General features: G+C 67.5%; 19 protein-coding genes, 1 tRNA gene and 1 pseudogene. 10 read left to right on the top strand and 11 right to left on the bottom strand.

Annotation, left to right across the window (positions count from 1 at the left end; all coding sequences use genetic code 11):
* Nucleotides 1–601: 601 nt before the first annotated feature.
* A complete protein-coding gene (locus tag HW532_RS00940; RefSeq protein ID WP_213162647.1) occupies nt 602–1,012 on the bottom strand; it encodes a VOC family protein in 411 nt (136 codons plus the stop codon).
* Between the two features lie 335 nt (nt 1,013–1,347).
* Between HW532_RS00940 and HW532_RS00935 the strand changes: the two genes are divergently transcribed.
* The 3 genes from HW532_RS00935 (at nt 1,348) to HW532_RS00925 (ending at nt 2,225) form a co-directional block, all read left to right on the top strand.
* A tRNA-Lys gene (locus HW532_RS00935) sits at nt 1,348–1,423 on the top strand.
* A 174-nt stretch (nt 1,424–1,597) separates the two neighbouring features.
* Complete coding sequence (locus HW532_RS00930; RefSeq protein ID WP_213162646.1) at nt 1,598–1,903, top strand: hypothetical protein; 306 nt, start codon at nt 1,598–1,600, stop codon at nt 1,901–1,903.
* 52 nt (nt 1,904–1,955) lie between these two features.
* Nucleotides 1,956–2,225, top strand: a complete 270-nt coding sequence (locus tag HW532_RS00925; protein WP_213162645.1) for a helix-turn-helix domain-containing protein — start codon at nt 1,956–1,958, stop codon at nt 2,223–2,225.
* An 86-nt stretch (nt 2,226–2,311) separates the two neighbouring features.
* Here HW532_RS00925 and HW532_RS00920 read toward each other — a convergent pair whose 3' ends face one another.
* Genes HW532_RS00920 through HW532_RS00905 form a run of 4 tightly spaced genes read right to left on the bottom strand, consistent with a single transcriptional unit; the run spans nt 2,312 to nt 8,670 of the window.
* Entirely contained in the window at nt 2,312–5,419 is a 3,108-nt protein-coding gene (locus tag HW532_RS00920) for an efflux RND transporter permease subunit (RefSeq protein ID WP_213162644.1), read from the bottom strand.
* On the bottom strand, nt 5,419–6,537 hold the full coding sequence (locus HW532_RS00915) for an efflux RND transporter periplasmic adaptor subunit (RefSeq protein WP_213162643.1): 1,119 nt from the start codon (nt 6,535–6,537) through the stop codon (nt 5,419–5,421). Before HW532_RS00915 ends, HW532_RS00920 begins: the two co-directional genes overlap by 1 nt.
* Before the next feature lie 19 nt (nt 6,538–6,556).
* Entirely contained in the window at nt 6,557–7,948 is a 1,392-nt protein-coding gene (locus HW532_RS00910; RefSeq protein ID WP_213162642.1) for an ATP-binding protein, read from the bottom strand.
* Nucleotides 7,945–8,670 (bottom strand): response regulator, encoded by a 726-nt coding sequence (locus tag HW532_RS00905; RefSeq protein WP_213162641.1) that lies wholly within the window; start codon nt 8,668–8,670, stop codon nt 7,945–7,947. The genes HW532_RS00910 and HW532_RS00905 overlap by 4 nt, the downstream gene beginning before the upstream one ends.
* Nucleotides 8,671–8,868: 198 nt before the next feature.
* Between HW532_RS00905 and HW532_RS00900 the strand changes: the two genes are divergently transcribed.
* Both HW532_RS00900 and HW532_RS21975 read left to right on the top strand, forming a co-directional pair.
* A complete protein-coding gene (locus tag HW532_RS00900; protein WP_213162640.1) occupies nt 8,869–9,495 on the top strand; it encodes an EF-hand domain-containing protein in 627 nt (208 codons plus the stop codon).
* 100 nt (nt 9,496–9,595) lie between these two features.
* Nucleotides 9,596–10,138 carry a BA14K family protein gene (locus HW532_RS21975; RefSeq protein WP_246479410.1) on the top strand — a complete coding sequence of 181 codons (543 nt, stop codon included), beginning with the start codon at nt 9,596–9,598 and terminating at the stop codon, nt 10,136–10,138.
* A gap of 139 nt (nt 10,139–10,277) precedes the next feature.
* Here HW532_RS21975 and HW532_RS00890 read toward each other — a convergent pair whose 3' ends face one another.
* The 3 genes from HW532_RS00890 to HW532_RS00880 all read right to left on the bottom strand — a co-directional run bounded on the left by HW532_RS00890 (nt 10,278) and on the right by HW532_RS00880 (nt 12,828).
* Nucleotides 10,278–11,051: a dienelactone hydrolase family protein gene (locus HW532_RS00890; RefSeq protein WP_213162639.1), complete on the bottom strand. Its 774-nt coding sequence runs from the start codon at nt 11,049–11,051 to the stop codon at nt 10,278–10,280.
* Nucleotides 11,052–11,201: 150 nt separating this feature from the next.
* On the bottom strand, nt 11,202–12,395 hold the full coding sequence (metZ, locus tag HW532_RS00885) for an O-succinylhomoserine sulfhydrylase (protein WP_213162638.1): 1,194 nt from the start codon (nt 12,393–12,395) through the stop codon (nt 11,202–11,204).
* Nucleotides 12,396–12,414: 19 nt separating this feature from the next.
* A complete protein-coding gene (locus HW532_RS00880; protein WP_213162637.1) occupies nt 12,415–12,828 on the bottom strand; it encodes a rhodanese-like domain-containing protein in 414 nt (137 codons plus the stop codon).
* 297 nt (nt 12,829–13,125) lie between these two features.
* On the opposite strand from HW532_RS00880, the gene HW532_RS00875 reads away from it, so the two are divergent.
* Nucleotides 13,126–15,585 (top strand): GcvT family protein, encoded by a 2,460-nt coding sequence (locus HW532_RS00875; protein WP_213162636.1) that lies wholly within the window; start codon nt 13,126–13,128, stop codon nt 15,583–15,585.
* Nucleotides 15,586–15,635: 50 nt separating this feature from the next.
* Here HW532_RS00875 and lysM read toward each other — a convergent pair whose 3' ends face one another.
* A complete protein-coding gene (lysM, locus tag HW532_RS00870; protein ID WP_213162635.1) occupies nt 15,636–16,070 on the bottom strand; it encodes a peptidoglycan-binding protein LysM in 435 nt (144 codons plus the stop codon).
* A gap of 268 nt (nt 16,071–16,338) precedes the next feature.
* On the opposite strand from lysM, the gene HW532_RS00865 reads away from it, so the two are divergent.
* Together HW532_RS00865 and HW532_RS00860 are read left to right on the top strand one after the other, a co-directional pair.
* The gene (locus HW532_RS00865; protein ID WP_213162634.1) at nt 16,339–17,001 is read left to right on the top strand and encodes a peroxiredoxin; all 663 of its coding nucleotides are present in this window, start codon (nt 16,339–16,341) and stop codon (nt 16,999–17,001) included.
* A gap of 192 nt (nt 17,002–17,193) precedes the next feature.
* The gene (locus tag HW532_RS00860) at nt 17,194–19,224 is read left to right on the top strand and encodes a copper amine oxidase (protein ID WP_213162633.1); all 2,031 of its coding nucleotides are present in this window, start codon (nt 17,194–17,196) and stop codon (nt 19,222–19,224) included.
* Nucleotides 19,225–19,243: 19 nt separating this feature from the next.
* Here HW532_RS00860 and HW532_RS00855 read toward each other — a convergent pair whose 3' ends face one another.
* The gene (locus HW532_RS00855; protein WP_213162632.1) at nt 19,244–19,861 is read right to left on the bottom strand and encodes a DUF1326 domain-containing protein; all 618 of its coding nucleotides are present in this window, start codon (nt 19,859–19,861) and stop codon (nt 19,244–19,246) included.
* 35 nt (nt 19,862–19,896) lie between these two features.
* Nucleotides 19,897–20,715: a DUF2182 domain-containing protein gene (locus HW532_RS00850; protein ID WP_213162631.1), complete on the bottom strand. Its 819-nt coding sequence runs from the start codon at nt 20,713–20,715 to the stop codon at nt 19,897–19,899.
* A gap of 168 nt (nt 20,716–20,883) precedes the next feature.
* Here HW532_RS00850 and HW532_RS22490 point away from each other — a divergent pair.
* Nucleotides 20,884–21,024: pseudogene (locus HW532_RS22490) on the top strand (FAD-dependent oxidoreductase); the annotation flags it as partial.
* A 68-nt stretch (nt 21,025–21,092) separates the two neighbouring features.
* Entirely contained in the window at nt 21,093–22,112 is a 1,020-nt protein-coding gene (locus HW532_RS00845) for an FAD-dependent monooxygenase (RefSeq protein WP_213162630.1), read from the top strand.
* The last annotated feature ends 3 nt before the right edge of the window (nt 22,113–22,115 follow it).

Raw genomic sequence — 22,115 nt, 5'->3', positions numbered from 1 at the left:
GGGCGGCGTGGCATGGCCGACGAGCCCCCGCCGATGAAGCCGGCACCCATGTCCGATCAGGACTGGAAGGATATCGTTGCGGTGGCGGGCGGCGCACCGTTCTGAGCCGCCAAGTTATAGGACACTAATGCGACAATCATACCGCCCGGGTCTCGACTATAGCCCCTGTATACAAATCGCATTTCCTGCCCCCGCCTCGTCTTCCCCGCGAACAATCGAAACAACCCTATCAACAATGCCTCCCCATCTCCACCCCTGACGGGAATAGTGTGAAGAATCAGAGATCGGAATGCCAAGATCCAGGGGATTTTACGAAAATGTTACAGAAAATCCGACGGGAAACCATACACCCGGCCGCATGTTCCGAGGGCGCCACGTGGCATGGCACAGGCCGAGGCGCGCGACATCGCGCTCACCGTCGTCGAACGGGTGTTGCGGGGCTTCTCGTGTCGTGTGGCTATGGCCCTGAAATTCTTGATCTTGGTGCGGCTGGATCGCACACCGTCCCGCATCGCTCATACCAAGACGGGCCATCGCCAACTCCTTTCGGAACTTGACTCGAAATCAGGCCGATCTGGCTGCACGTCGATGAGGGCATCGCCTAGGAGCCGTCGGCAACGTCGCCTCTGTAAACGACGTGAATTTTGTTGCCATCCGGATCGCGCAGATAAGCTCCAAAATACCCATCGCCATAGCGGGGTCTTGGGCCGGGCTCACCTTCATCCGTGCCACCTTCTGCCATGCCCGCAAGATACGCCTCGGACACAGCCTCAGCAGACTGAGCCAGGAATGCAACCATGCTTCCATTGCCTGTGCTCGCAGGTTCGCCATCAAAGGGAACGTAGGCGTAGAAGCGCGGCAAGGACCTCCCTTGCCCAATCCAGCACATCGAAGGCGGCCCGCCATCTGGGGTCACAGTGCGACGTTTCAGGCCAAGGGGGATGAGGAGCGCGTCATAGAACCGGGTGGCACGGTCGAGGTCGCTCACTCCGACGGTCACATGACTGAACATGAAGGGCCGCTTCCAAACTTTTCATATATTCGCGACAAGCCGCGGTGCGACAGCCTCAGCGGGACATAACGTCGAGAGATTCCGAAATCCTTATGGCTCTCTGTATCTTGCAACAACGATAGAGACTCTGCACCGAAGCCGCTCGCGTCCACTATGCCCAAGCCGAGTTTCGTTATGCAAGGGACTGCGAGGACGAAACGAGCTGTCCAATGCCGAGAGCCGGGTGGGGACGAGTTGTCAGAATGAACGGCTGACGGGGAAGCTGTCGGAAAATCCGTTTGACGCTTGACCGGCTTCCCGAGAGATGGTTGAAGATCAACGCCTTCCCGAATAGCGGGCCCGTAGCTCAGCCGGTAGAGCAACTGACTTTTAATCAGTAGGTCCTCGGTTCGAATCCGAGCGGGCTCACCACTTCCGCAGTAGCGACACCATCATTCCAGACCCCGGACAGACGGATACGGACGGCCCGCGCCACGCGGCAGCCGGCGCGACTGAACGGCGTATTCAGGGCGCGTTCAGGCCGGCTGTGGCGATGTGGGACCGTCTCTCGACGGGAGTGGGGCATCTGTGGAGGAAGGACAGCCCATGTCTGCCACATCCCTCATGACCACCCTGATCGCAGCGACCGCCATGCTGGCCGCCCCGGCCGCCCTCGCCCAGGAGCCGCCGGAGGCCATCAAGTCGCGCATCGGACCGCAGGGCGAGACGTGCCTGTGCAACGAGGACTACACGTCGTGCCTGTGTTGCGAGACCGTCGCGACGCCCCCCTTCATCGCCTGCGATATCGTCGCCGACGGCAAGGAGGTGACGGGGCCGGCGTCGGTCGATCTCAGGCTGAAGACCGGCAAGCGCGGACGGGTCGCGGTCGAACGGTTCAAGGTGAAGCAGTAACCCGACGCAACCGTCTGGTCGCCGGATGGCGGTCAGTGGTAGGCTCTGGCCCATGATCGTCGCTGCACAATGCCGGGCCGCGCGTGGCCTGCTCGACTGGTCGCAGGACCGGCTCGCCACGGCCGCGGGGCTTAATCCCGATGACGTGCGCGCCTTCGAGCGTGGCGAACCCCGGCCGGGCGACCGCATCGCCGCCGCCATCCGCGATGCTTTCGTGGCGGCGGGCGTGGAATTCCTCGACGGCGCCACGCCCGGCGTCCGCATGAAGCCCGCATCGGACTATATCGCGCCCGACGATCTCAGCGCCGCCAATGACGACTGACCGGACGGAGCCTTGAATTCACCAGCCGTGTCATGTCCTTGTCCGTCATTGCCGGGCATGACGACATGACAGGGCCTGGCGATGGATCATGCCTCCCCTTCCCGGCGCGCCGCGGTGCCGTCGAGCTCGGTCGACAGGCGCTTCTCGATGGCGCTACGGGGCCTGGTGTAGCGCGCGAGAAGCTCGTAGAGCACCGGCGTGAGAAACAGCGTCAGGAACGACGCCATCCCGAAGCCGCCGATGATGACGATGCCGATGGCCTGGCGGCTCTCCGCGCCCGCGCCCGTTGCCAGAGCCAGCGGCACGGCGCCGAGCAGCGTCGACAGCACCGTCATCAGGATGGGGCGCAGGCGCACGACGGAGGCCTCCAGAATGGCCTCGTGGAGCGCGTACCCCTCGTCGCGAAGCTGGTTGGCGAACTCCACGATCAGGATGCCGTTCTTCGCCATGAGCCCGACGAGCAGCACCAGTCCGACCTGGCTGTAGACGCTGAGCGCGCCGCCGGTGAGCCAGATCGATGCGAGCGCGCCGGTAACCGCGAGCGGCACCGACAACAGGATCACCACCGGGTGGATGAAGCTCTCGAACTGGGCGGCAAGCACCAGGAAGATGATCAGGATCGCCAGCATGAAGGTCAGATTCGCGCCCGACGACGTCTCCAGATATTCCTTCGACTGGCCGGAGAAGCTGAGCCGCGCGGAGGGCGGCAACAGATCGTCCGCCGCCTGCCGGATTTCGGCGATGGCCGAGCCGAGGTCGTAGCCGTCGGCAAGCGAGGCCGACAGCGTGATCGAGGGCAGCCGGTCATAGCGCCCGAGGCTCGGCGAGGAGGCCGTCTCGCTGACGCTCACGAAACCCGACAGGGGCACGAGCTCGCCGCTTCCCGTCGGCACGAAGACGCCCATCAGGTCGGCGGGCGTCTCCCGCCCCTCCTCCGCCGCCTGGATGATGACGGGATATTCCCGGCCGCGGTCGATATAGGTCGTCACCTCGCGCGAGGCGAACATGCCCTGCAGCGTCTGGGCGATGGTGCCGATCTCGATGCCGAGGTCGCGCGCGCGGTCCCGGTCGATATCGAGGCGGAATTCGGGCTGGGTCTCCTCATAGTCGATCTCGACATTCTCAAGGCCTGGATTGGCGCGGGCACGTTCGAGAAGCGCCTCGCTCCAGAGCTTCACGCTCTCGAAATCCGGACCACCCACCACGACGCGCAGCGGATTGCGGTTGCCGCGCAGGCCGAGCCCCGCCGGCGAAATCGGGAAGGCGCGCACATCGGTGATCTGCCCGAGCTGCGAGATCAGTCCGCGCGTGATCTCCTGCTGGTCCCGGTCGCGATCCTCCCACGGCGCGAGGCGCACGACGACGGTCGCGGTGCGCGGCTCGTTCCCGCGCCCGACGATGGAGATGGTGGAGGTCACCTCGCCCGCATCGACCAGCGGCTGCAGCGTGTCCTCCACCTTGCGGGTGGCGGCGTCCGTATAGGTCTTGCTCGCCCCTTGCGGGCCGGTAACGGCGATGAAGAACACGCCGCGATCCTCGCGCGGGGTCAGCTCCTTCGGCAGCCTCTCATAGAGGACGCCCGCGACGGCGGCGACGGAGAGCGCGACGGCCACCACGGTCGCCGGGCGGGCGAGCGCCACGCGGAGCGCCGCCCTGTAACCGTTGTTCAACGCCTTGATCGCCCGGTCGACCGCGGCCTCAAGCCGTCCGCGCTCGCGCGCCGGCGGCAGGATGTTCGCGCACAGGACCGGGCACAGCGAGAGGGCGACGAAGGTGGACACGATGACGGCGACAGCGAGCACGATGCCGAATTCGGAGAACAGCCGCCCCACCGTGCCGCCGAGGAAGGAGATCGGCGTGAAGACGGCGATCAGCGTGAGCGACGTCGCGATGACGGCGAAGGTCACCTGCTTGGATCCGCGAACGCTGGCGACGAGCGGGCTCTCGCCGAGCTCGATGCGGCGCTGGATGTTCTCGAGCACCACGATGGCGTCGTCGACCACGATGCCGATGGCGAGCACCAGCGCGAACAGGGTGAGGATATTGATCGAGTAGCCGAAGAGCGCGATCCCCGCGCACGCTCCGATCAGGGCGATGGGAATGGTGATCGCCGGCACGAGCGTGGAGCGCGCGGAGGCGAGGAACGCATAGATCACCGCGACCACGAGCACGATGGCGATGGCCAGCGTCTTCAGCACCTCCGCGATCGAGCTGCGGATGAATATGGCGTCGTCGCTGCCCACCGAGATGGTCATGCCGTCCGGCAAGGTGGGTCGAATCGCGTCGATCTCGGCGCGTATGGTGTCGGAGATGTCGATGGTGTTGGCCTGCGACTGCCGCAGCACGCCGAGCACGATGGCGCCCTGCCCGTCGCCCCGCACGATGGTATCGTCGTTCTCCACGCCGAGCTCGACGCGGGCGATGTCTCCGATACGGATCGGGTAGCCGTCCACGGTCTTCACGACGATGCGCGAGAAGGCCTCCGGCGTCGACAGGCGCGTATTGGTGCGCACCTGAAAGCGGCGCGTCCGGGTCTCGATCTCGCCGGCCGGGAGCTCCACATTGTTGGCGTCGAGTGCGTCGGCCACCTCGCTCACCGCGACCCCGCGGCCCGCCATGGCCCGCCGGTCGAGCCATACCCTGACGGCATAGGTGCGCTCGCCATAGATGTTGACGTCGGCCACGCCGTCGACGGCGGCCAGCCGGTCGACCACGAAGCGGTCCGCATAGTCGGTGAGCTCCGGCGGCGCCATCCGGTCCGACGTCATGGTCACGCGCATGACCGGCCAGGCGTCGCTGTCGTTCTTGGTGACACGCGGATCCTCCGCCTCCTCTGGAAGCTGGCCCACGACACGGGCGACGGCGGCGCGCACGTCGTTCGCGGCATCGTCGATATCGCGCGAGGCCTGGAACTCGATCACGGTGCGTGCCGCCCCGCGCTCGCTTTCCGACGTGATGCTGCGAATGCCCGAAATGCCGGCGACCGCGCCCTCGACGATGGCGGTCACCTGTGTGTCCATCACCTCCGGCGCCGCGCCCACATAGTCGGTGCGCACCGTGACGACGGGCGAATCGACGTCGGGCAGCTCGCGCACCGGCAGGTTCGACAGCGCGGCCGCCCCGAACACGATGATGAGCAGGCTCAGGACGATGGAGAAAACCGGGCGGCGGATGCACAGCTCCGAAAGGGTCATCAGCCCGCCCCTCCCCCGGAGGACGCGGTCGGCATATCTTCGCCGCCGCCTTCGAGGACCCGCACCGGCGCCCCGTTGGTCAGCGTCTGGAGGCCGCTCGAGATGACGGTCGCACCGGGGGCGAGCCCGTCGACGACCTCCACCATGCCGTCGCGCCGCTGGCCGAGGGTGACGGTGCGCTTCTCCGCCTCCGCCCCCTCCAGGAGGTAGAGGAAGGTCTCGCTTCCCGACGTCAGCAGCGTCTCTTCCGGCACCGCGACGGAGTGGCGCTCGCCGAGAACGAGATCGATGCCGAGGAACATGCCGGCCCTCAGCACATGGTGCTCGTTGGGAATTGAGGCGCGCACGGTGAAGGCGCGCGATTCAGGGCTCACCCGGCTGTCTATGGCCGTGATCTCGCCGATAAAGCTGCGGCCGGGAAAGGCGGACGAGCGCGCGACGACCTCCTGACCGGCTGCGACGCGCGGCAGGAAGATTTCCGGCACCGCGAACTCGACCTCGATCGTGTCGAGGTCGTCCAGGGTGGCGATGGTCCGGTCGGTGTCGATCCACGACCCGACCTCGATCTGGCGCAGGCCGACCACGCCGGCGAAGGGCGCGCGCACGGACCGGTCCTCCAGATTGCTCTGCGCGCGCTCCAGCGCGGCCTCGGAGCGCGCGAGCGTCGCCTCAGCCTGGTCGAGCGCGGACTGGGTCGCGACCTTCTTCTCGATCAGGCTTTTCGTGCGCTCATAGGCGCTCTTCGCTTCGGTGAGCGACGCCCTCGCCTCTGCCAGCGATGCGCGCTGCTGGCGGTCGTCGAGACGGACCAGAACCTGCCCGGCCTCCACATGGTCGCCGGCCTCGAAGAGAATCTCCTCCACCCGCCCGGCGGCCAGCGGCACGATCTCCACCGACTGGCGCGCCCGCGCCGAGCCGACGGCCTCGACCGCCTCGCGGAAAGTCTCCGTGCCCGCGGCCAGCACGCGCACGGAGACGGCGCGCCGGCCGGCAGCCCCGTTGGCCTTGGCCGCCGCCGGGTCGGACAGCCCCGGACCGGGCCCGGTTCCGCTGTCGAGCAGGGCCACGCCCAGACCGGCGACTGCCGCAAGAATCACCGCAATGATCAATGTCCGCATCGGTTTCCGTCTCTCTCGCTCACAAGGGCAGAACGACCCGGGCCCGCAAGCCTCCCTGTTTTCTGTTCTCCAGCACGATCTCGCCGCCATGGGCCAGCACGATCGAGCGCGCGATGGCGAGCCCGAGCCCGACGCCTCCCGTCTCGCGGCTGCGCGAGCCCTCGAGCCGGGTAAAGGGCTCGAAGACCTCGCTCAGCCGTTCCTCCGGGATGCCCGGACCGACATCGTCGATGGTCACGGTCACCGTGTGATCCGTCTTCGCCAGCCTGACATGGGCGCGCGAGCCGTATCTGACGGCATTGCCGAGAAGGTTCGCAATGGCGCGCTTGATGCTTGCCGGACGGCAGGCGACCGGCATCGCCTCGCCATCCTGGAAGCGGACCTCATGGCCCAGATCCTCCAGATCGGAGACCAGGCTCCCGACGAGCGCCGACAGGTCCACGACACGCGTCTCCTCCGTGCTCGCCTCGTCGCGGGCGAAGGACAGGGTCGCCTCGGTCATGTTCTTCATGTCGTCGAGCGTCTGGATGATGTGATCGCGGGTCTCCTCGTCGTCGATGAACTCCGCGCGCACGCGCATCGCGGTGATCGGCGTGCGCAGATCGTGGCTGATGGCGGCGAGCATGCGCGTACGGTCCTTCACGAAGCGCGTCAGCCGCTCGCTCATGGCGTTGAACGCCAGGGCGACCTTGCGAAGCTCCTCCGGCCCCTCCGGCCTGAGCGTCACAGGCGCCTCGCCGCGCCCGAGCCCCTCCGTGGCCTCCGCAAGGTTACGCAGCGGCCGCGTGATGCGCCGGACGGTCCAGGCGACGACGATGAGAGTTGCAAGCGCCGTCAGTAGTGTGGAGGCCAGCGGCACGAGCGCCCAGCGGGGGCCGTGCGAACGCCCGTCCAGCTCGACATTGAACCAGCGCCCGTCGGAGAGCGGAATGGCGATCAGCATGGCGGGCGCCTTGTCCACCTCCTTCGGCTTGGGCGGCCCCTGAACGAGATCCACGACGGCGTCGTAGAGCCGTTCCGGCAGGGGCGGCTTCCGCAGCTCGTCAGAGGACACCACGCGAATCCCCTGGATACTGTCGCGCTCGAGCGCCGCCGCCAGCAGGATTTCGAGCTCGCGGTCGTCCTCCGTCGTCGTCATGGCCTCGTCGCCGGCGGGTGCTGCGCCGACCGAATAGGTGAGCTTGCGCGACTTGGCGGCGGCGACGAACTGCTCGGCAAGCTGGGGCGGCGCCTCGTCGGCCAGCCGGGCGACGGAGGCGATGCGCTGGGCGAATTCCGCGCGCCATGCGTCGCGCACGGCCTCGTCGCGCTCGCCGAAGAACATGACCATGGTCAGGATCTGCGAGACCACGAGGGCGGCGAGCAGGAGGGAGACAAGCTGCCCGGCCAGGCTTTTCGGGACGAGGCTCACGACACGACCTCCTCCACGTCGCAGGCGAAGACATAACCGCCGCCCCAGACTGTCTTGACGATCTCGGGCGCCTTGGGGTCGCGTTCGATCTTGCGGCGCAGGCGGCTGACCTGATTGTCGATCGAGCGGTCGAAGGCCTGCGCGGACCGGCCCGCGGTCAGGTCGAGGAGCTGGTCGCGCGAGAGCACCATATGGGGACGCTCCACGAGCGCCTGGAGCAGCTTGAACTCCGCGGTGCTCAAGGGGATCGCCATGCCGTCGTCGGCCTGGATCTCCTGGCGGGCGAGATCGAAGGTCCAGCGGTCGAACCGGTAGGTCACGGGCTCGATGCGGTCGCGCGCCCTGGGTGCCGCCGCCGACCGGCGCAGCACGGCCCGGATCCGCGCCAGGAGCTCGCGTGGGTTGAACGGCTTGGTGACATAGTCGTCGGCGCCGATCTCCAGCCCGACCACGCGGTCGGTGTCTTCCGCCATGGCGGTCAACATGATGACGGGAAGGTCGGTCGTCTCGCGCAGATGGCGGCAGAGCGTCAGCCCGTCCTCGCCCGGCATCATCACGTCGAGCACGACGAGATCGACAGCGCTCGTCTTCAGGGCAGCCTTCATCGCCTGGCCGCCATCGGCCGCGCTCACCCGCATCCCGTTGCGCTTGAGGTACTTCGTCAGCGCCTCGCGGATTTCGCGGTGATCGTCGACAACAAGAATATGCGGCGTGGCATCCATACCCGAGATCCGCCCGTCAGTTGGACTTCGCCATTCTTATGCCGCATCGCGCAGGCATTCACCGCACAAAATTGTAACGAAATGTTTCAGCCGAATGCCCTGACAAGATCCGCGACAAAAACCCGTTCCCATGACGAATTTCTGCGACAGTCGACTGCCAGAACTCGCCTCATCGCTTGAACGCAATGAGGTGTTGCCATGACGAAACGATCCAAGATCCTGGTTGCCGGTGTCGCCCTGCTCGGCCTCGCCGCTGCGGGAACCGCCACGGCGGTCCAGGCCCACGAGCGCTGGGGCGGTGGCCATCACGGCTATCACCATGCCCGCGGCGGCCAGTCCTGCGACATGGGCAAGTGGGGCGGCGGCCGGCACGGCCACAAGGGCATGCGCGCCCATCGCAAGGGCATGCACGGTCACGGCGGCATGCATATGTGGCGCTTCATGGAGCGCTACGATGCCAATGGCGACAAGAGCGTGACCATCGAGGAGATCGAGACCGTCCGCTCCGACGCGCTGAAGAAATTCGACGCCGACGGTAACGGCCAGCTCAGCCTGGAGGAGTATCAGGCGCTGTGGCTCGACCGCATGCACCGCCGCATGGTGCGCGATTTCCAGCGCTATGACGTCGATGGCGACGCACAGGTGACCATCGAGGAGTATGTCGAACCCGCGAAGAAGCGCGCGGAACGCTTCGACCGCAATGACGACGGCGCCCTCAACCGCGACGACCGGCCCCGCCCGCGCGACGGGTTCATGGGCAAGGGAAAGCGCCAGGGCCCGCCGCCGGCCAATACGGACAGCGAGACGGACGGCTCCAGCGGCTAAGCCACAGCCCGACGATCACCGGCCTCACGTCCTGCGGGATGTGGGCCGGCCCCATTACCACCCCGGGACGGCCCCCAAGGTTTCAAAGGAGGATTCCCCCATGAACAAACGCCTGAAAGCAACAGCTTGTGCCACGATCCTCGCAGTCGGCCTGTCGAGCCTCGGCACGACCGTGCAGGCCGGATCGGCCTTCACCCCGGCCGTTGCTGGCGGCGCTGCGGGGGCCGTTGCCGGGCAAGGTCTCGTGCAGACCGTGGATCACCGCGACGGCTGGCGGGGCGACCGCCGCCACAAGAAGTACTACAAGAAATATTACAAGCGGAAGTACAAGAACAAATACAAGCGGAAGTACCACAAAAAGATGCGCCGGCACGGCTATTATCACCATCGCCATCGCAGGCACGATCACGACAACAATGCCGGCGTCGCGCTCGGTGCGGCGGGTCTGATCCTCGGACTGGGCGCACTTGCCGCCACGACGTCCCAGCCGCGCCGCGCCCCTGCCCGGCCGTCATACCGCTATGGCAGCCCGGAGCCGTGGACGCGCGACTGGTACGCCTACTGCTCGTCGAAGTACCGCAGCTTCGAGCCGGATACGGGCTACTACACCACCTATTCCGGCTACAAGCGCTTCTGCCGCTGATCCCCTCCAGCCAGGAGCGTCCTTCGAGCCGACGGAACGGGCCGGTGTCGCCCCCCTTGAAAGCACCGGCCTGTCCGGGTGCCTGCGGCGGTCGGTCCCCATCCTCAGGATGGGCCGATCCCGCGGGCACCCTTTTTTCTCAGCGCACCGTATCGTTCAGGAAGTCGAGGAAGGTGCGCCAGGAGGCGACGTCCGCTGCCGCATTGTAGCGGCTTCCGTTCCATACGGTGAAGGCGTGCGGCGCGCCGCCATAGATCTCCATGCGGTGCGCGATGCCGTCCTTGTCGAGCGCGGCGGCCAGCGCGGCCACATCGCTCATCGGCACGGAGGTGTCGGCGGATCCGTGCATGACGAGGACCGGCCCCTTCACTTGCGCATAGGACTGGTCGGCAGGCGTTGCGAGACCGCCATGGAAGGTCGCCACGCCGGCAATGTCCGCGCCCGAGCGGGCAAGCTCCAGTGCGGCGGACCCGCCGAAGCAATAGCCCATGACGACAATGCGCGAGGGATCGACCCCGTCGCGCGCCTTGAGCGCCTCAAGCGCCGCCGACATCCGCGCGCGCATTTCCGCGCGGTCGCCGTAGAGCGCGCTCGTATGCGCCTTCTTCTCCTCCGTCGTCTCCGGGCGCACGCCCTGGCCGAAGAGATCGGCGGCGAGCACCGTATAGCCTTCCGCCGCCAGCATGGTGGCGCGCTGTTTCTCGTAATCGTCGAGCCCGTCCCAGTCATGGACCAGCAGGACGGCGGGCTGGCTGTCGCCAAAGCCCGTATTCTGGACGGCATAGCCCTCGAACGGCTTGCCATTCACCTCATAGACGACGTTCTCGCCGACGATGTCCGCCCGCGCCATGCCCGTGGCCGCGACAGCGGCAATGGCGACAGCCGCCAGGATACTCTTGAAGCCGGTATGCATCGCGAAGCCCTCCCCGCTTGCCTGTTCGATCCGGAGCGCTGCCGGGATCGGCAAGATCCCGGCGGCTCATACAAGGGAACACCGCAAGTGTAGGCTTTCGTCCATGTCTGGCGAGACCGTCATCCGACTGGCGGAACGGCGCGTCCCGCCTCAGGCCCGTCCGGCGATGGCGCCGGTGAGGTCGCCGATCAGGTCGTCGGTCTCCTCCAGCCCCACCGACAGCCGCAGCATGCCTTCGCCGATGCCCATGGCCGCGCGCGCCTCCTCGCCGATATTGCGGTGGGTGGTGCTGGCGGGATGGGTGATGAGCGACTTCGCATCGCCCAGATTGTTGGAGATGTCGACGATGGAGAGCCTGCGCAGCGCGTCGAAGGCCTCTTCGCGCCCGCCCTTCAGCACGAAGGTCACCATGGTGCCGCCGGCTGTCATCTGGCGGGCGGCAAGGGCCTTCTGGGGATGGCTGTCGAGCTCGGGATAGATCACGCGCTCCACGGCGGGCAATGCCCGAAGCGCGTCGGCGACCGCCCTGGCGGAGGCGCATTGGTGACGCACGCGCAGCTTCAGCGTCTCCAGCCCCTTCAGCAGCACCCAGGCATTGAACGGGCTGAGCGAGGGGCCGGTATGGCGCAGGAACGGCTTGAGCTCGTCCTCCTTGAAGGCCGCGGTGGACATGATCGCGCCGCCGAGGCAGCGCCCCTGCCCGTCAATATGCTTGGTGCCCGAATAGACGACGATATCGGCGCCGAGCGCCATGGGCTTCTGGAGAATCGGCGTGGCGAAGACATTGTCGACGACCACCCGGGCGCCCACCTTGTGCGCGATGTCCGACACCATGGCGATATCGATCACCTCCAGCGTCGGGTTGGACGGGGTCTCCAGGAACACGCAGCGCGTATTCTCCGTGATCGCCTCGCGCCAGACATCGGGATCGTTGCCGTCGACCAGCGTATGGGTGACGCCGAAGCGCGGGAGGATATTCGTGACGATCTGGTAGCAGGAGCCGAAGAGCGCGCGCGAGGCCACGACATGATCGCCCGCCCGGAGCTGGCAGGCGAGCGCGCCGAACACGGCGGCCATGCCGCTCGCCGTCGCATAGCAGGCTTGCGAGCCCTCGAGCAGCCTCAGCCGCTCCTCGAACATGGTGACGGTGGGGTTGCCGTAGCGGGCATAGACATAGCCGTCCGCCTCGCCGGCAAAGCGCGCCGCCGCCGTCTCGGCATCCTCGTAGACGAAGCCGGAATTGAGATAGAGCGCCTCGGAGGTCTCGCCATGCGGACTGCGGTCGAGCCCACCGCGCACCAGACGCGTCGCCTCGCCCCAGCGCGAACAGTCATCCTTCGTCATGATGTGCGCCGCCCCGTCCTCAGCCCTGCACCCAGGGCAGCCCGTCATGGCGCCAGCCGCCCACGGTGTTGCGGTGGCCGTGCTGGTCGCGATCGCCCTCGAAGCCGCCGGCGACATTGAAGCAGTTCTCGAAACCCGCCGCCGTCAGGGCCGCCGCGGCCGCTGCCGAACGCCCGCCGGAGCGGCACAGGAGGAAGACCTCCGCGTCCTCCGGCACGCCGGCGGCACGGACCTGGTCGACGAAGCCCTCATTGCGCTCCATGGTCGGGAAGACCTGCCACGGGATCCGGGCCATGCGCTCCACGGCCGGCACGCCGACAAACGCCCATTCCGCATCCGTGCGCACATCGATCAGCACGCTGCGATCGTTCTCCTGCAGCCGCTCGAAGGCTTCGCGCGGGCTGACATCGCCCTTGTAAGATCCGCTGGTCATGACTCCCTGCCCGTTCTGATGATCGAACGGTCGAACCTGTATAACAAACGGCGGCTTCAGGCCAGCCCCGCCACGACGAAATTTTCATTCCGCGCGACGAATTCCGCACCGTGCGCAATTTCTTCGCGGCCCAATTCTTTGCTGCCCAAGACCCGCGCTCTTTGCTAGCGTCCTTCCCGTTGCCTGACGCGGCACTCGCCACCCGACTGCGCATGAGATCATGCGTGCCGGGTGTGGATGGCGTCGAGGCGACCGGGCCGATGCGGTCCGATACGGGGGTACAGGGAGGAGCCATCCATGACGAAGCCGTTGCCGGAGCGTGCCGATGTGGTGATCGTGGGCGGAGGCATCGTCGGATGTTCCATCGCCTATCACCTGACGCGGCGCGGCATCACGAATGTGGTCGTGCTGGAGCGCAAGCAGCTCACCTGCGGCACGACATGGCATGCCGCCGGCCTCGTCGGCCAGCTCCGCGCCACCCGCAACCTGACCGAGCTTGCCAAATATACCAGCGAGCTCTTCCGCACGCTGGAGGAGGAGACGGGTCACGCCACGGGCTTCAAGCAGCACGGTTCCTACGGCGTCGCCCTCAATGAGGGGCGGTTCGAGGAGTTCAAGCGCGGCGCCTCCATGGGCCGCAGCTTCGGGCTCGAAGTAGAGGTGCTGTCTGCCGGCGAGATCGCCGAGCGCGTGCCCCACCTCAATTGCGACGGCGTGGTGGGCGGCGTGTTCCTGCCGGGCGACGGCCAGACCAACCCCATCGACACCACCCAGGCCTTCGCCGCCGGTGCCCGCCAGAAGGGCGCGCGCATCCTGGAGGAGGTCAAGGTCGAACAGATCCTGACCGAGGACGGCCGCGCGGTCGGCGTGGCGACGTCCGACGGCGAGATCCGCGCCGACAAGGTGGTGATTGCAGCCGGCATGTGGTCGCGCGAGCTCGCCAGGCCGCTCGGCGTTCATCTGCCGCTCCATGCGGCGGAGCATTTCTACATCGTCACCGAGGCCATCGCCGATCTCCCGCGCGACATGCCGGTGGTGCGCGTGCCCGACGAATACGCCTATTACAAGGAGGATGCCGGCAAGCTCCTGCTCGGCGCCTTCGAGCCCGAGGCCAAGCCCTGGGGCATGGACGGTATCGCGGAAGACCACGCCTTCGAGACGCTGCCCGCCGATTTCGATCATTTCGAGCCGGTCCTGGAGCTTGCCGTCGCGCGCATGCCGATGCTGGAGACCGCGGGCATCTCGCTGTTCTTCAACGGCCCGGAGAGCTTCACGCCCGACGACCGGTACCTGCTGGGCGAGACACCGGAGGTCCGCGACCTGTTCGTGGCCTGCGGCTTCAACTCCATCGGCATCCAGTCCTCCGGCGGTGCGGGCAAGGTGCTCGCCGACTGGATCCATGACGGGCACGCCCCGGTCGATCTCTCGGACGTCGACGTGCGGCGCGTCCACCCTTTCCAGTCCAACCGCGCCTATCTGCGCGAGCGCACCACGGAGACGCTCGGCCTGCTCTATGCCATGCACTGGCCCTACAGGCAGGTGGAGACCGCGCGCGGCGTGCGCCGCTCCCCCTTCCACGACGCCCTTGTCGGCATGGGCGCCTGCATGGGCGAGCTCGCCGGCTGGGAGCGGCCCAACTGGTTCGCACACAACGGGGCGGCGCCGGAATACGCCTATTCCTTCGGCCGGCAGAACTGGTTCGACGACTGCGAGGCGGAATGTCTGGCGACGCGGGACGCCGTGGCGCTCTACGACCAGACGAGCTTCGCGAAGTTCCTCGTCCAGGGCAGAGACGCATGCGCCGTGCTCGACCATATCTGCGCCAACCGGATCGACGTGGAGCCCGGCCGGGTCGTCTATACCCAGTGGCTCAACGAGCGCGGCGGGATCGAGGCCGACCTCACCGTCACCCGCCTGTCTGAGACCGAGTTCCTGGTGGTCACCGCCGCGGCGGGCCACATGCGCGATCTCGCATGGCTCAGGCGCCACATTCCCGACGGCAGCCAGTGCACGGTGACGGACATCACCTCCGGCCTGCCCATGCTCGGGCTCATGGGGCCGAACGCCCGTGCCCTGCTCGAAAAACTGTCCGGCGAGGATCTGTCGAACGAGCGCTGCCCCTTCGGCACCTCCCGCGAGCTTGAGATCGGCTTTGCCCGGGTGCGCGCGAGCCGCGTCACCTATGTGGGCGAGCTCGGCTGGGAGCTCTATATCCCGGCGGAATTCGCCCCCCATGTCTTCGAGACGATCGTGGAGGCCGGCGACGCCTTCGGCCTGAAACCCGCCGGCTATCACGCCATGAATGCCTGCCGCATGGAGAAGGGCTTCCGGCATTGGGGCCACGACATCGCGGAAGAGGACACGCCGCTCGAGGCAGGCCTCGGTTTCGCGGTCGCCTGGGACAAGCCCGGCGGCTTCACCGGCCGCGAGGCGCTCCTGCGCCAGCGCGAGGCGAATGTGCGCCCGCGCCGCATGGTGGCCATCGCCCTTGAGGACGACAGCGAGACCGCGCCACTCATGTATCACGAGGAGCCGATCTGGCTCGACGGCACGCTCGTCGGGGCGACGACGTCCGGCGCCTGGGGCCACCGGCTCGGCAAGTCGCTCGCGCTCGGCTATGTGCAGGCGGAAGATGGCGTGACGCCGGGCTTCCTCGAGGCTGGCCGCTTCGAGGTCGAGATCGCCTGGCAACGCTATCCCGCCCGGCTTCAGCTCAAGCCCTTCTACGATCCCACAGCCGCGCGGATGAAGGGCTGAGGCCGGGAGCCCGCGAAGGTCCCCCGGCCCCGTCGATCGGACGGGTGCGGTCAGGGAATGCGCAGCACCTGGCCCGGATAGATCTTGTCGGGGTCCGACAGCATGGGCCTGTTGGCCTCGAAGATCTCGGTGTAGCGCGGACCGCCGCCCTTGCCGTAGGCGGCCTCGGCGACAGCCCACAGCGTGTCGCCCTTTTTCACGGTGTGGAAGCGCGGCTCCTTCTCGTCGGGAACGGAAACAGCCGTTTCCACCTTCGAAATACCCTTCGTGTTGCCAACAGCCACGATGACCTTCTCCAGGACCTCCTGGCTCGCCACATCGCCCTTGACGACCACCTTGTCTCCGTCCACGTCGACGGTCACCTTGTCGGTGCCGAGATTGTGGGATTCGAGCTCCTTCTTGACGTCCTCCGCCGTCGGCGCCTCGTCGCCGCCGCCGATCCCGAGCGCCTTGCCGGCATCCTTGATGAAGTCGAACAGGCCCATGACACTTGTCTCCTGGTGAGTGGGCTGAAAAAGGTACGGCGAAGCGTGCGGGCCTGCCAAGCCGTTTGCAGGGCGCGGCGTGGACAACCCCGGTCCCCAATCCGGAGTTTCCCCAGCCACACTGCAGATTGTTCTTTAAAACATACGTTTGTACGGTTAAATGAACGCCGCGACATGACGCCAAGCTGGCAATCCCGCGGCGATGTCATACATTCTGGACCATCGACATTTCCCTAGGCAGGCAACGCAAACAGGCAGGAGGACCGCCATGACTCTGCAAATCGGCGAAACCGCACCGGACTTCACCGCGGAAACGACCGAAGGCACCATCCATTTCTACGATTGGGTGGGCGATTCCTGGTGCATTCTGTTTTCCCACCCGAAGGACTTCACGCCGGTCTGCACCACCGAGCTCGGCTCGATGGCGGGCTACAAGCCGGAGTTCGAGAAGCGCAACTGCAAGATCATCGGCCTGAGCATCGATCCCGTCGACGATCACAAGCGCTGGGTGAAGGACATCCAGGAGGTCACCGGCAATGCCGTGAACTACCCGATGATCGGCGACAGCGACCTCGCCGTCGCCAAGGCCTACGGCATGCTTCCCGCGTCCGCCGGGTCCTCGTCGCAGGGTCGCACGGCCGCCGACAACCAGACGGTGCGCTGTGTCTATGTCATCGGGCCGGACAAGACCATCAAGGCCGTGATCTCCTACCCGATGAGCACCGGCCGCAATTTCGAGGAGGTCCTGCGGCTCCTCGACTCGATCCAGCTCACCGCGAAGCACAAGGTCGCCACGCCCGTGAACTGGAAGGAAGGCGAGGACGTCATCATCGTTCCGGCGGTGAGCGACGAGGATGCCAAGAAGCAGTATCCGGAGGGCTGGAAGACGCTGAAGCCCTATCTGCGCCTGGTTCCCGAGCCGAAGGGCTGAGCGCCCCGCCCCTCGCGGGCGACAAGCCATCCGTTGCGACAAGGGGGCGTTCCGGCATGGGCCGGGACGCCCTTTCTTCATGGCACGCGCCTTTGCGCGCCGCACGCCTGGCCTGCGACCATTTGGAAAGTCTGCGAATCGCGGCCATTCGCCTTTACTGTGGGCGGGCTACGCAATGAGGGGGGCTCTGCCATGTTTCCGATATCGTCCACCTGCCGGCACGCCATCGCCGGGCTCGCGGTCGCGCTGGTCCTGGCCGGGGCGGTGCCCGATACCCGCGCCCAGATGGCGGACCCCGTCCACCCCATGGACGCCCTCACCTATGACGAGGTGAACCGCACCGTCGCCCTGCTGCGCGAGGCGGGACTTGCCGACGACGGCACGCGCTTTCCCGTCATCACGCTGAAGGAGATGCCCAAGGCGGAGGTTCTGGCGTGGGAGCCCGGCGAGCCCTTCACGCGCACGGCCTTCGTTGTCATGCGCGAGGACGGCGAGACGAGCGAGGCGGTCGTCGACCTCACCGGGGGCCGCATCGTCTCGCACGAGGCCAGACCCGGCGCCCAGCCGGCCATCATGCAGGAGGAGTGGGACCGCGCCCGCCAGGCGACCAAGGAGGATCCGCGCTGGCAGGAGGCCATGCGCCGGCACGGCATCGAGGACCTCTCCAAGGTGTCCTGCGCGCCCATGGCGCCGGGCTACTTCCCCGAGGAAGGCTTCGGCAAGCGGCGCATATTGCGCGTGCCCTGCTTCGACCAGACCATTCCCCTGCACCCCATGCAGAACCGGCCCATCGAGGGCGTTCTCGCCATCGTCGACGCCGATACCGGCGAGGTCATCGACGTGAAGGAGGCCGAGCCGGTGGTCGTTCCCGACACCGCTCCGGGCTACGGCCCCGACGCGATCCCCGCGCGCGGGCCCATGAAGCCCGTCCTGAACCTCACCCCCGGCGGGTCGAATATCGAGCTCGAGGGCGCGCTGGAGGTCTCCTGGCAGGACTGGTCGTTCCATCTGCGCGCCGACCGGCGCTCCGGCCTCATCCTCTCGCTCGCCCGGTTCCGCGACAAGGGCGAGGAGCGGCTCGTCGCTTACCAGATGGCCGTCTCGGAGATGTTCGTCCCCTATATGGACCCCGATCCCGCCTGGGCGTTCCGCACCTATCTCGACGCCGGCGAATTCGGTCTCGGCTATCTCATCTCCTCGCTCGGCGTCGGCACGGACTGCCCGCATCAGGCCTATTACGTGACGCTGCTTTTCCCGAGCGACGAGGGCGGCATGTTCAAGGCGGACCGGGCGCTGTGCATCTTCGAGCGCAATACCGGCAATCCCGCCTGGCGCCATTACGACGCGGGCAGCGGGCGGCTCACCTCGCGCCCCGAGGTGGAGCTCGTGGTGCGCACGATCCCCACTATCGGCAATTACGACTATATCGTCGACTGGGTGTTCACCAATCGCGGCAGCATCAAGGTGAATGTGGGCGCGACGGGCTTCGACGCAGTGAAGACGGTGCGCTCGCCGGACATGGAGGCGGAGACCGCTGGCGACGACACCGAGTTCGGCGCGCTCGTGGCGCCCTATGTGGTCGCGCCCTATCACGACCACTTCTTCTCCTTCCGCCTCGACCTCGATGTTGACGGCCCGCAGAACAGCTTCGTGCGCGACCTGATCGTGCCGGAGCCCGCACCCGCCGGCAGCCTGCGCACGAGCCTGTGGCGGCTGGTGAGCGAGCCGGTCGGGACGGAAGGCCGGATCGTGCCGACGCGCAACACCCATGGCGAGGTGTGGCGCCTCATCAATCCGAACAGGCGCACCGCCATGCTGAAGGGCCATCCCGGCTATCAGATCGAGCCGGGAACCGGCAACACCCTCTCGTCGCTGCCCGACAACGATCCCGCGCAGAAGCGGGCGCAGTTCTCCTCGACCAGATTGTGGCTCACCCGCTACAAGCCCGACGAGCTCTATGCCGCCGGCGACTACCCGATGGGCGAGGCCGACCGGGGTCTGCCGCGTTTCATCGACGACAGGCAGTCCATCGAGAATGCCGACATCGTGGCGTGGTACACGCTGGGCTTCCACCATGTGACGCGGCCGGAGGACTGGCCGATCCTGCCGACGCGCTGGCTCGGCTTCACCATCCGGCCCATGGGCTTCTTCGACCGCGACCCGTCGGCCGATCTCGCGCCGGAATTCGCCCGTCCGCCGAGCCGGGAGGACGCCACTCAGTAGGGGCCGGAAACGGCGCGCCTCACGGGCCCGCCCAGTCGAGCCGGCAGAGCTCGGCGCTGCGGCCGGCGAAGTCCCAGTTGCGGCCGAAGGCGCGCACGCGGCTCCGGGTCGCCTGGCTCACCACGATCTCCGGCGCGATCCAGTACTGGCTGTTGACGATGCGCGTGCCGCCGTCGGGGTCGGCGCCGGCAACCGGCGCGATCTCGCCGTCGATGATCTTCGGGATCGTGAACCGGCGCGTCTCGCCGTCGACCTCGTAGTCGATCGGCGCCTTATGGACGCCCAGGAAGTCGCCGACGAGGATGGACAGGAGATGGGTCGTGCCCCGCGCCTGGCCGGAGAAGATCCGCGTGAGGCCCGCGAGCTGATCGTCGCTCGCGCGCTCGTCCACATAGACGCCGGCGGTCCAGTTGCCGCGGCTCATGCGACCGGGAATGTCGAGCAGGAGGCCGATATTGAGGCCGGCGAGGCCCGTTTCCCCGTAAGCCCCCTCGTCGATCCGGATGCCCGCCCAACCCTGGCAATGGCCCTCGGTCGGCGGGTGCTGGCCGAGCGAGACGACGCACGGGCAGAACACCGTGCAATTGCAGCTCAGCATCAGCTCTCCCCTGAGCGTCCACGGTTCGATATCCGCCATGTCCCGTTTTCTCCCTTCACGCGATTATCTGTCGTTCATGCGAGGATCGCCGCCGCGCCCGTCGCGACCAGGCAGGCCCCGACGCCCCATTTCAGGTAGCGCGGATCGCCGAGCGTCTTCTCCAGAACCATAATGGCGGCAAACGCTGCCATCCAGGCGAGATTCATGAGGCCGACGGCGAACATGGCGAGCATCAGCGCCCAGCAGCATCCGACGCAATAGGCCCCTTGCGCGAGCCCGAGTTTGAAGATGCCGCCCGCATCGTCGCGCCATCCGCCCATGAAGACCGTCATGGGCCGGCGGCACTTGACGAGACAGGCCGATTTGAGCGGCGTGAACTGGTAAAGCCCGGCGAGCATCAGAAGGCCGCCGGCGATCTGCGGAGCCGCGAGCCGGATGTCGGGCGTCAGCATCAGGCGCGCGGCAAGGACCGCCTGGAGCACGGCACACACCGCCGCGAAGGCGAACCAAGCCGCAAGATAGCCGGCGAGCAGCACCGCCGGCGGGGCGACGCGCATGCCCTTCGCCCGCGCCGCCTCCGCGATATCGAGATAGCTCGCCATCATGGGCGCGGCCGCCGGCAGCATCATCGCAAGGCACATCGCGGCCCACATGACGAAGCCCGTGGCCGCCGCCCCGGCAACCCCCGCCGCCGGATCGACCCGGCACAGCGCGGCGACCATCGCCGTCCAGTCGGGAAACAGCGAGGCCGCTCCACCCATGAACGCCGGATCGAGCGCCGCGGCGGCGAACGCCAGGTAGACCCAGGCCGCACCCGCAAGCAGGCCGACCGCGCCCCACACCGCAAATTGCGGGCGCCACACGATCCGGCGCAATCCATTCTCCAGGCTCATCGCCGCTCCAATCCCCGGCCGTCCGGCATCCATTCCCGGTCCGGACCCTAGCCTATTTTGCATCGCGCGGCATCGCCTGTTGCGGCATTGCGCGGCCTTGCGGAACGGCGCGGTTCGCGCTCTTCTGGGCGCGGATCAGGAATACGGAGCTAGGGAGGCCCGCCGCCCGTGTCGCACCCAACCGACCACTACGATGTCGCCATTGTCGGCGGCGGACCCGCCGGGCTCGCGGCGGCCTGCCTCATCGCGCGCGCAGGCGCCCGCACCGCCCTGTTTCCCGGCCATTCGCTGAGCCCGGAGGACCGCCGCCCCGGCAGCGATCCGCGCACGACGGCGCTCATGCGCCCCACCTTGCGCCTTCTGGAGACGCTGGAGCTGTGGCCGGCGCCCCTTCAGTCCGTCTCCGCCCCCTGTGGCGGCTGCGGCTCCTCGACGAGACGAACCGATTCGTCACCGCCTCCCCCATCACCTTCGATGCCCATGAGCTCGGCGAAGAGCCCTTCGGCTGGAACATCCCGAACGAACCGCTGGTGACGGCGCTCGCCGACCGGATGATCGGGCTTGGCACGGTCGCCATCCCCTCCTCCGCCCCCGTCGCGGCGCTGGAGACGGGAACTGCGGCCGTCACGCTCAGCACGCGCGACGGAGTGTCCTGCTCCGCCGGCCTCGTCGTCGCCGCGGACGGCCGCCAGTCCACCTGCCGTTCCGCCGCCGGTATCAAGACGCTGAGCTGGGCCTACGACCAGGCGGCCATCGCCACGAGCTTCGCCCACGAGCTGCCCCATGACGACGTCTCCACCGAGCACCACCGGCCGGGCGGGCCACTCACCACCGTGCCTCTGCCCGGCAACTGGTCGAGTCTCGTCTGGATGGAGCCGCCGCAGGAGGTGGAGCGGCTGATGGCGCTCTCGCCCACGGCCTTCGCGCGCACGCTCGCCCGCGCGCTTGGCGGCGATCTCGGCGCGGTCTCGCAGGTCGGCCCGCGCCGCGCCTTCCCGGCCACCACCGTCGTCGCGCGCGCCTTCGCGAAATCCCGCGTCATGCTGGTCGGCGAGGCCGCCCATGTCTCCCCGCCCATCGGGGCCCAGGGGCTCAATATGGGACTGCGCGACGCCGCGCTCGCCGCCGAGCTCGTCGAGGCCGCCCTCCAGCAGGGACTCGATCCGGGGGGCGAGGCGACGCTTGCCGCATTCGACCGCCGGCGCCGGCGCGACGTGCTGCCCCGCCAGCTCACCGTCGACCTCATGAACAGGACGCTTCTGTCGGGCTTCATGCCCGCCCATGCCATGCGGGCGGCGGGTGTCTTCGCGCTGTCCTCGCTCGGGCCCCTGCGCCGGCTCGTCATGCGCGAGGGGCTGGGCCCCACCGCGGACATGCCGAAGGCCATGCGCGGCTGACCA

This window comes from Kaustia mangrovi (assembly GCF_015482775.1).
GTDB classification, from domain to species: domain Bacteria; phylum Pseudomonadota; class Alphaproteobacteria; order Rhizobiales; family Im1; genus Kaustia; species Kaustia mangrovi.
The sequence above is the reverse complement of the archived record's forward strand: the minus strand, read 5'-3'. Positions and strand labels throughout refer to the sequence as shown.

Bases quoted from the DNA above. Each gene is read 5' to 3' on its own strand.
- HW532_RS00940 (WP_213162647.1), bottom strand. From the start codon at position 1,012: ATGTTCAGTCATGTGACCGTCGGAGTGAGCGACCTCGACCGTGCCACC.
- HW532_RS00930 (WP_213162646.1), top strand. From the start codon at position 1,598: ATGTCTGCCACATCCCTCATGACCACCCTGATCGCAGCGACCGCCATG.
- HW532_RS00925 (WP_213162645.1), top strand. From the start codon at position 1,956: ATGATCGTCGCTGCACAATGCCGGGCCGCGCGTGGCCTGCTCGACTGG.
- HW532_RS00920 (WP_213162644.1), bottom strand. From the start codon at position 5,419: ATGACCCTTTCGGAGCTGTGCATCCGCCGCCCGGTTTTCTCCATCGTC.
- HW532_RS00915 (WP_213162643.1), bottom strand. From the start codon at position 6,537: ATGCGGACATTGATCATTGCGGTGATTCTTGCGGCAGTCGCCGGTCTG.
- HW532_RS00905 (WP_213162641.1), bottom strand. From the start codon at position 8,670: ATGGATGCCACGCCGCATATTCTTGTTGTCGACGATCACCGCGAAATC.
- HW532_RS00900 (WP_213162640.1), top strand. From the start codon at position 8,869: ATGACGAAACGATCCAAGATCCTGGTTGCCGGTGTCGCCCTGCTCGGC.
- HW532_RS21975 (WP_246479410.1), top strand. From the start codon at position 9,596: ATGAACAAACGCCTGAAAGCAACAGCTTGTGCCACGATCCTCGCAGTC.
- HW532_RS00890 (WP_213162639.1), bottom strand. From the start codon at position 11,051: ATGCATACCGGCTTCAAGAGTATCCTGGCGGCTGTCGCCATTGCCGCT.
- metZ (WP_213162638.1), bottom strand. From the start codon at position 12,395: ATGACGAAGGATGACTGTTCGCGCTGGGGCGAGGCGACGCGTCTGGTG.
- HW532_RS00880 (WP_213162637.1), bottom strand. From the start codon at position 12,828: ATGACCAGCGGATCTTACAAGGGCGATGTCAGCCCGCGCGAAGCCTTC.
- HW532_RS00875 (WP_213162636.1), top strand. From the start codon at position 13,126: ATGACGAAGCCGTTGCCGGAGCGTGCCGATGTGGTGATCGTGGGCGGA.
- lysM (WP_213162635.1), bottom strand. From the start codon at position 16,070: ATGGGCCTGTTCGACTTCATCAAGGATGCCGGCAAGGCGCTCGGGATC.
- HW532_RS00865 (WP_213162634.1), top strand. From the start codon at position 16,339: ATGACTCTGCAAATCGGCGAAACCGCACCGGACTTCACCGCGGAAACG.
- HW532_RS00860 (WP_213162633.1), top strand. From the start codon at position 17,194: ATGTTTCCGATATCGTCCACCTGCCGGCACGCCATCGCCGGGCTCGCG.
- HW532_RS00855 (WP_213162632.1), bottom strand. From the start codon at position 19,861: ATGGCGGATATCGAACCGTGGACGCTCAGGGGAGAGCTGATGCTGAGC.
- HW532_RS00850 (WP_213162631.1), bottom strand. From the start codon at position 20,715: ATGAGCCTGGAGAATGGATTGCGCCGGATCGTGTGGCGCCCGCAATTT.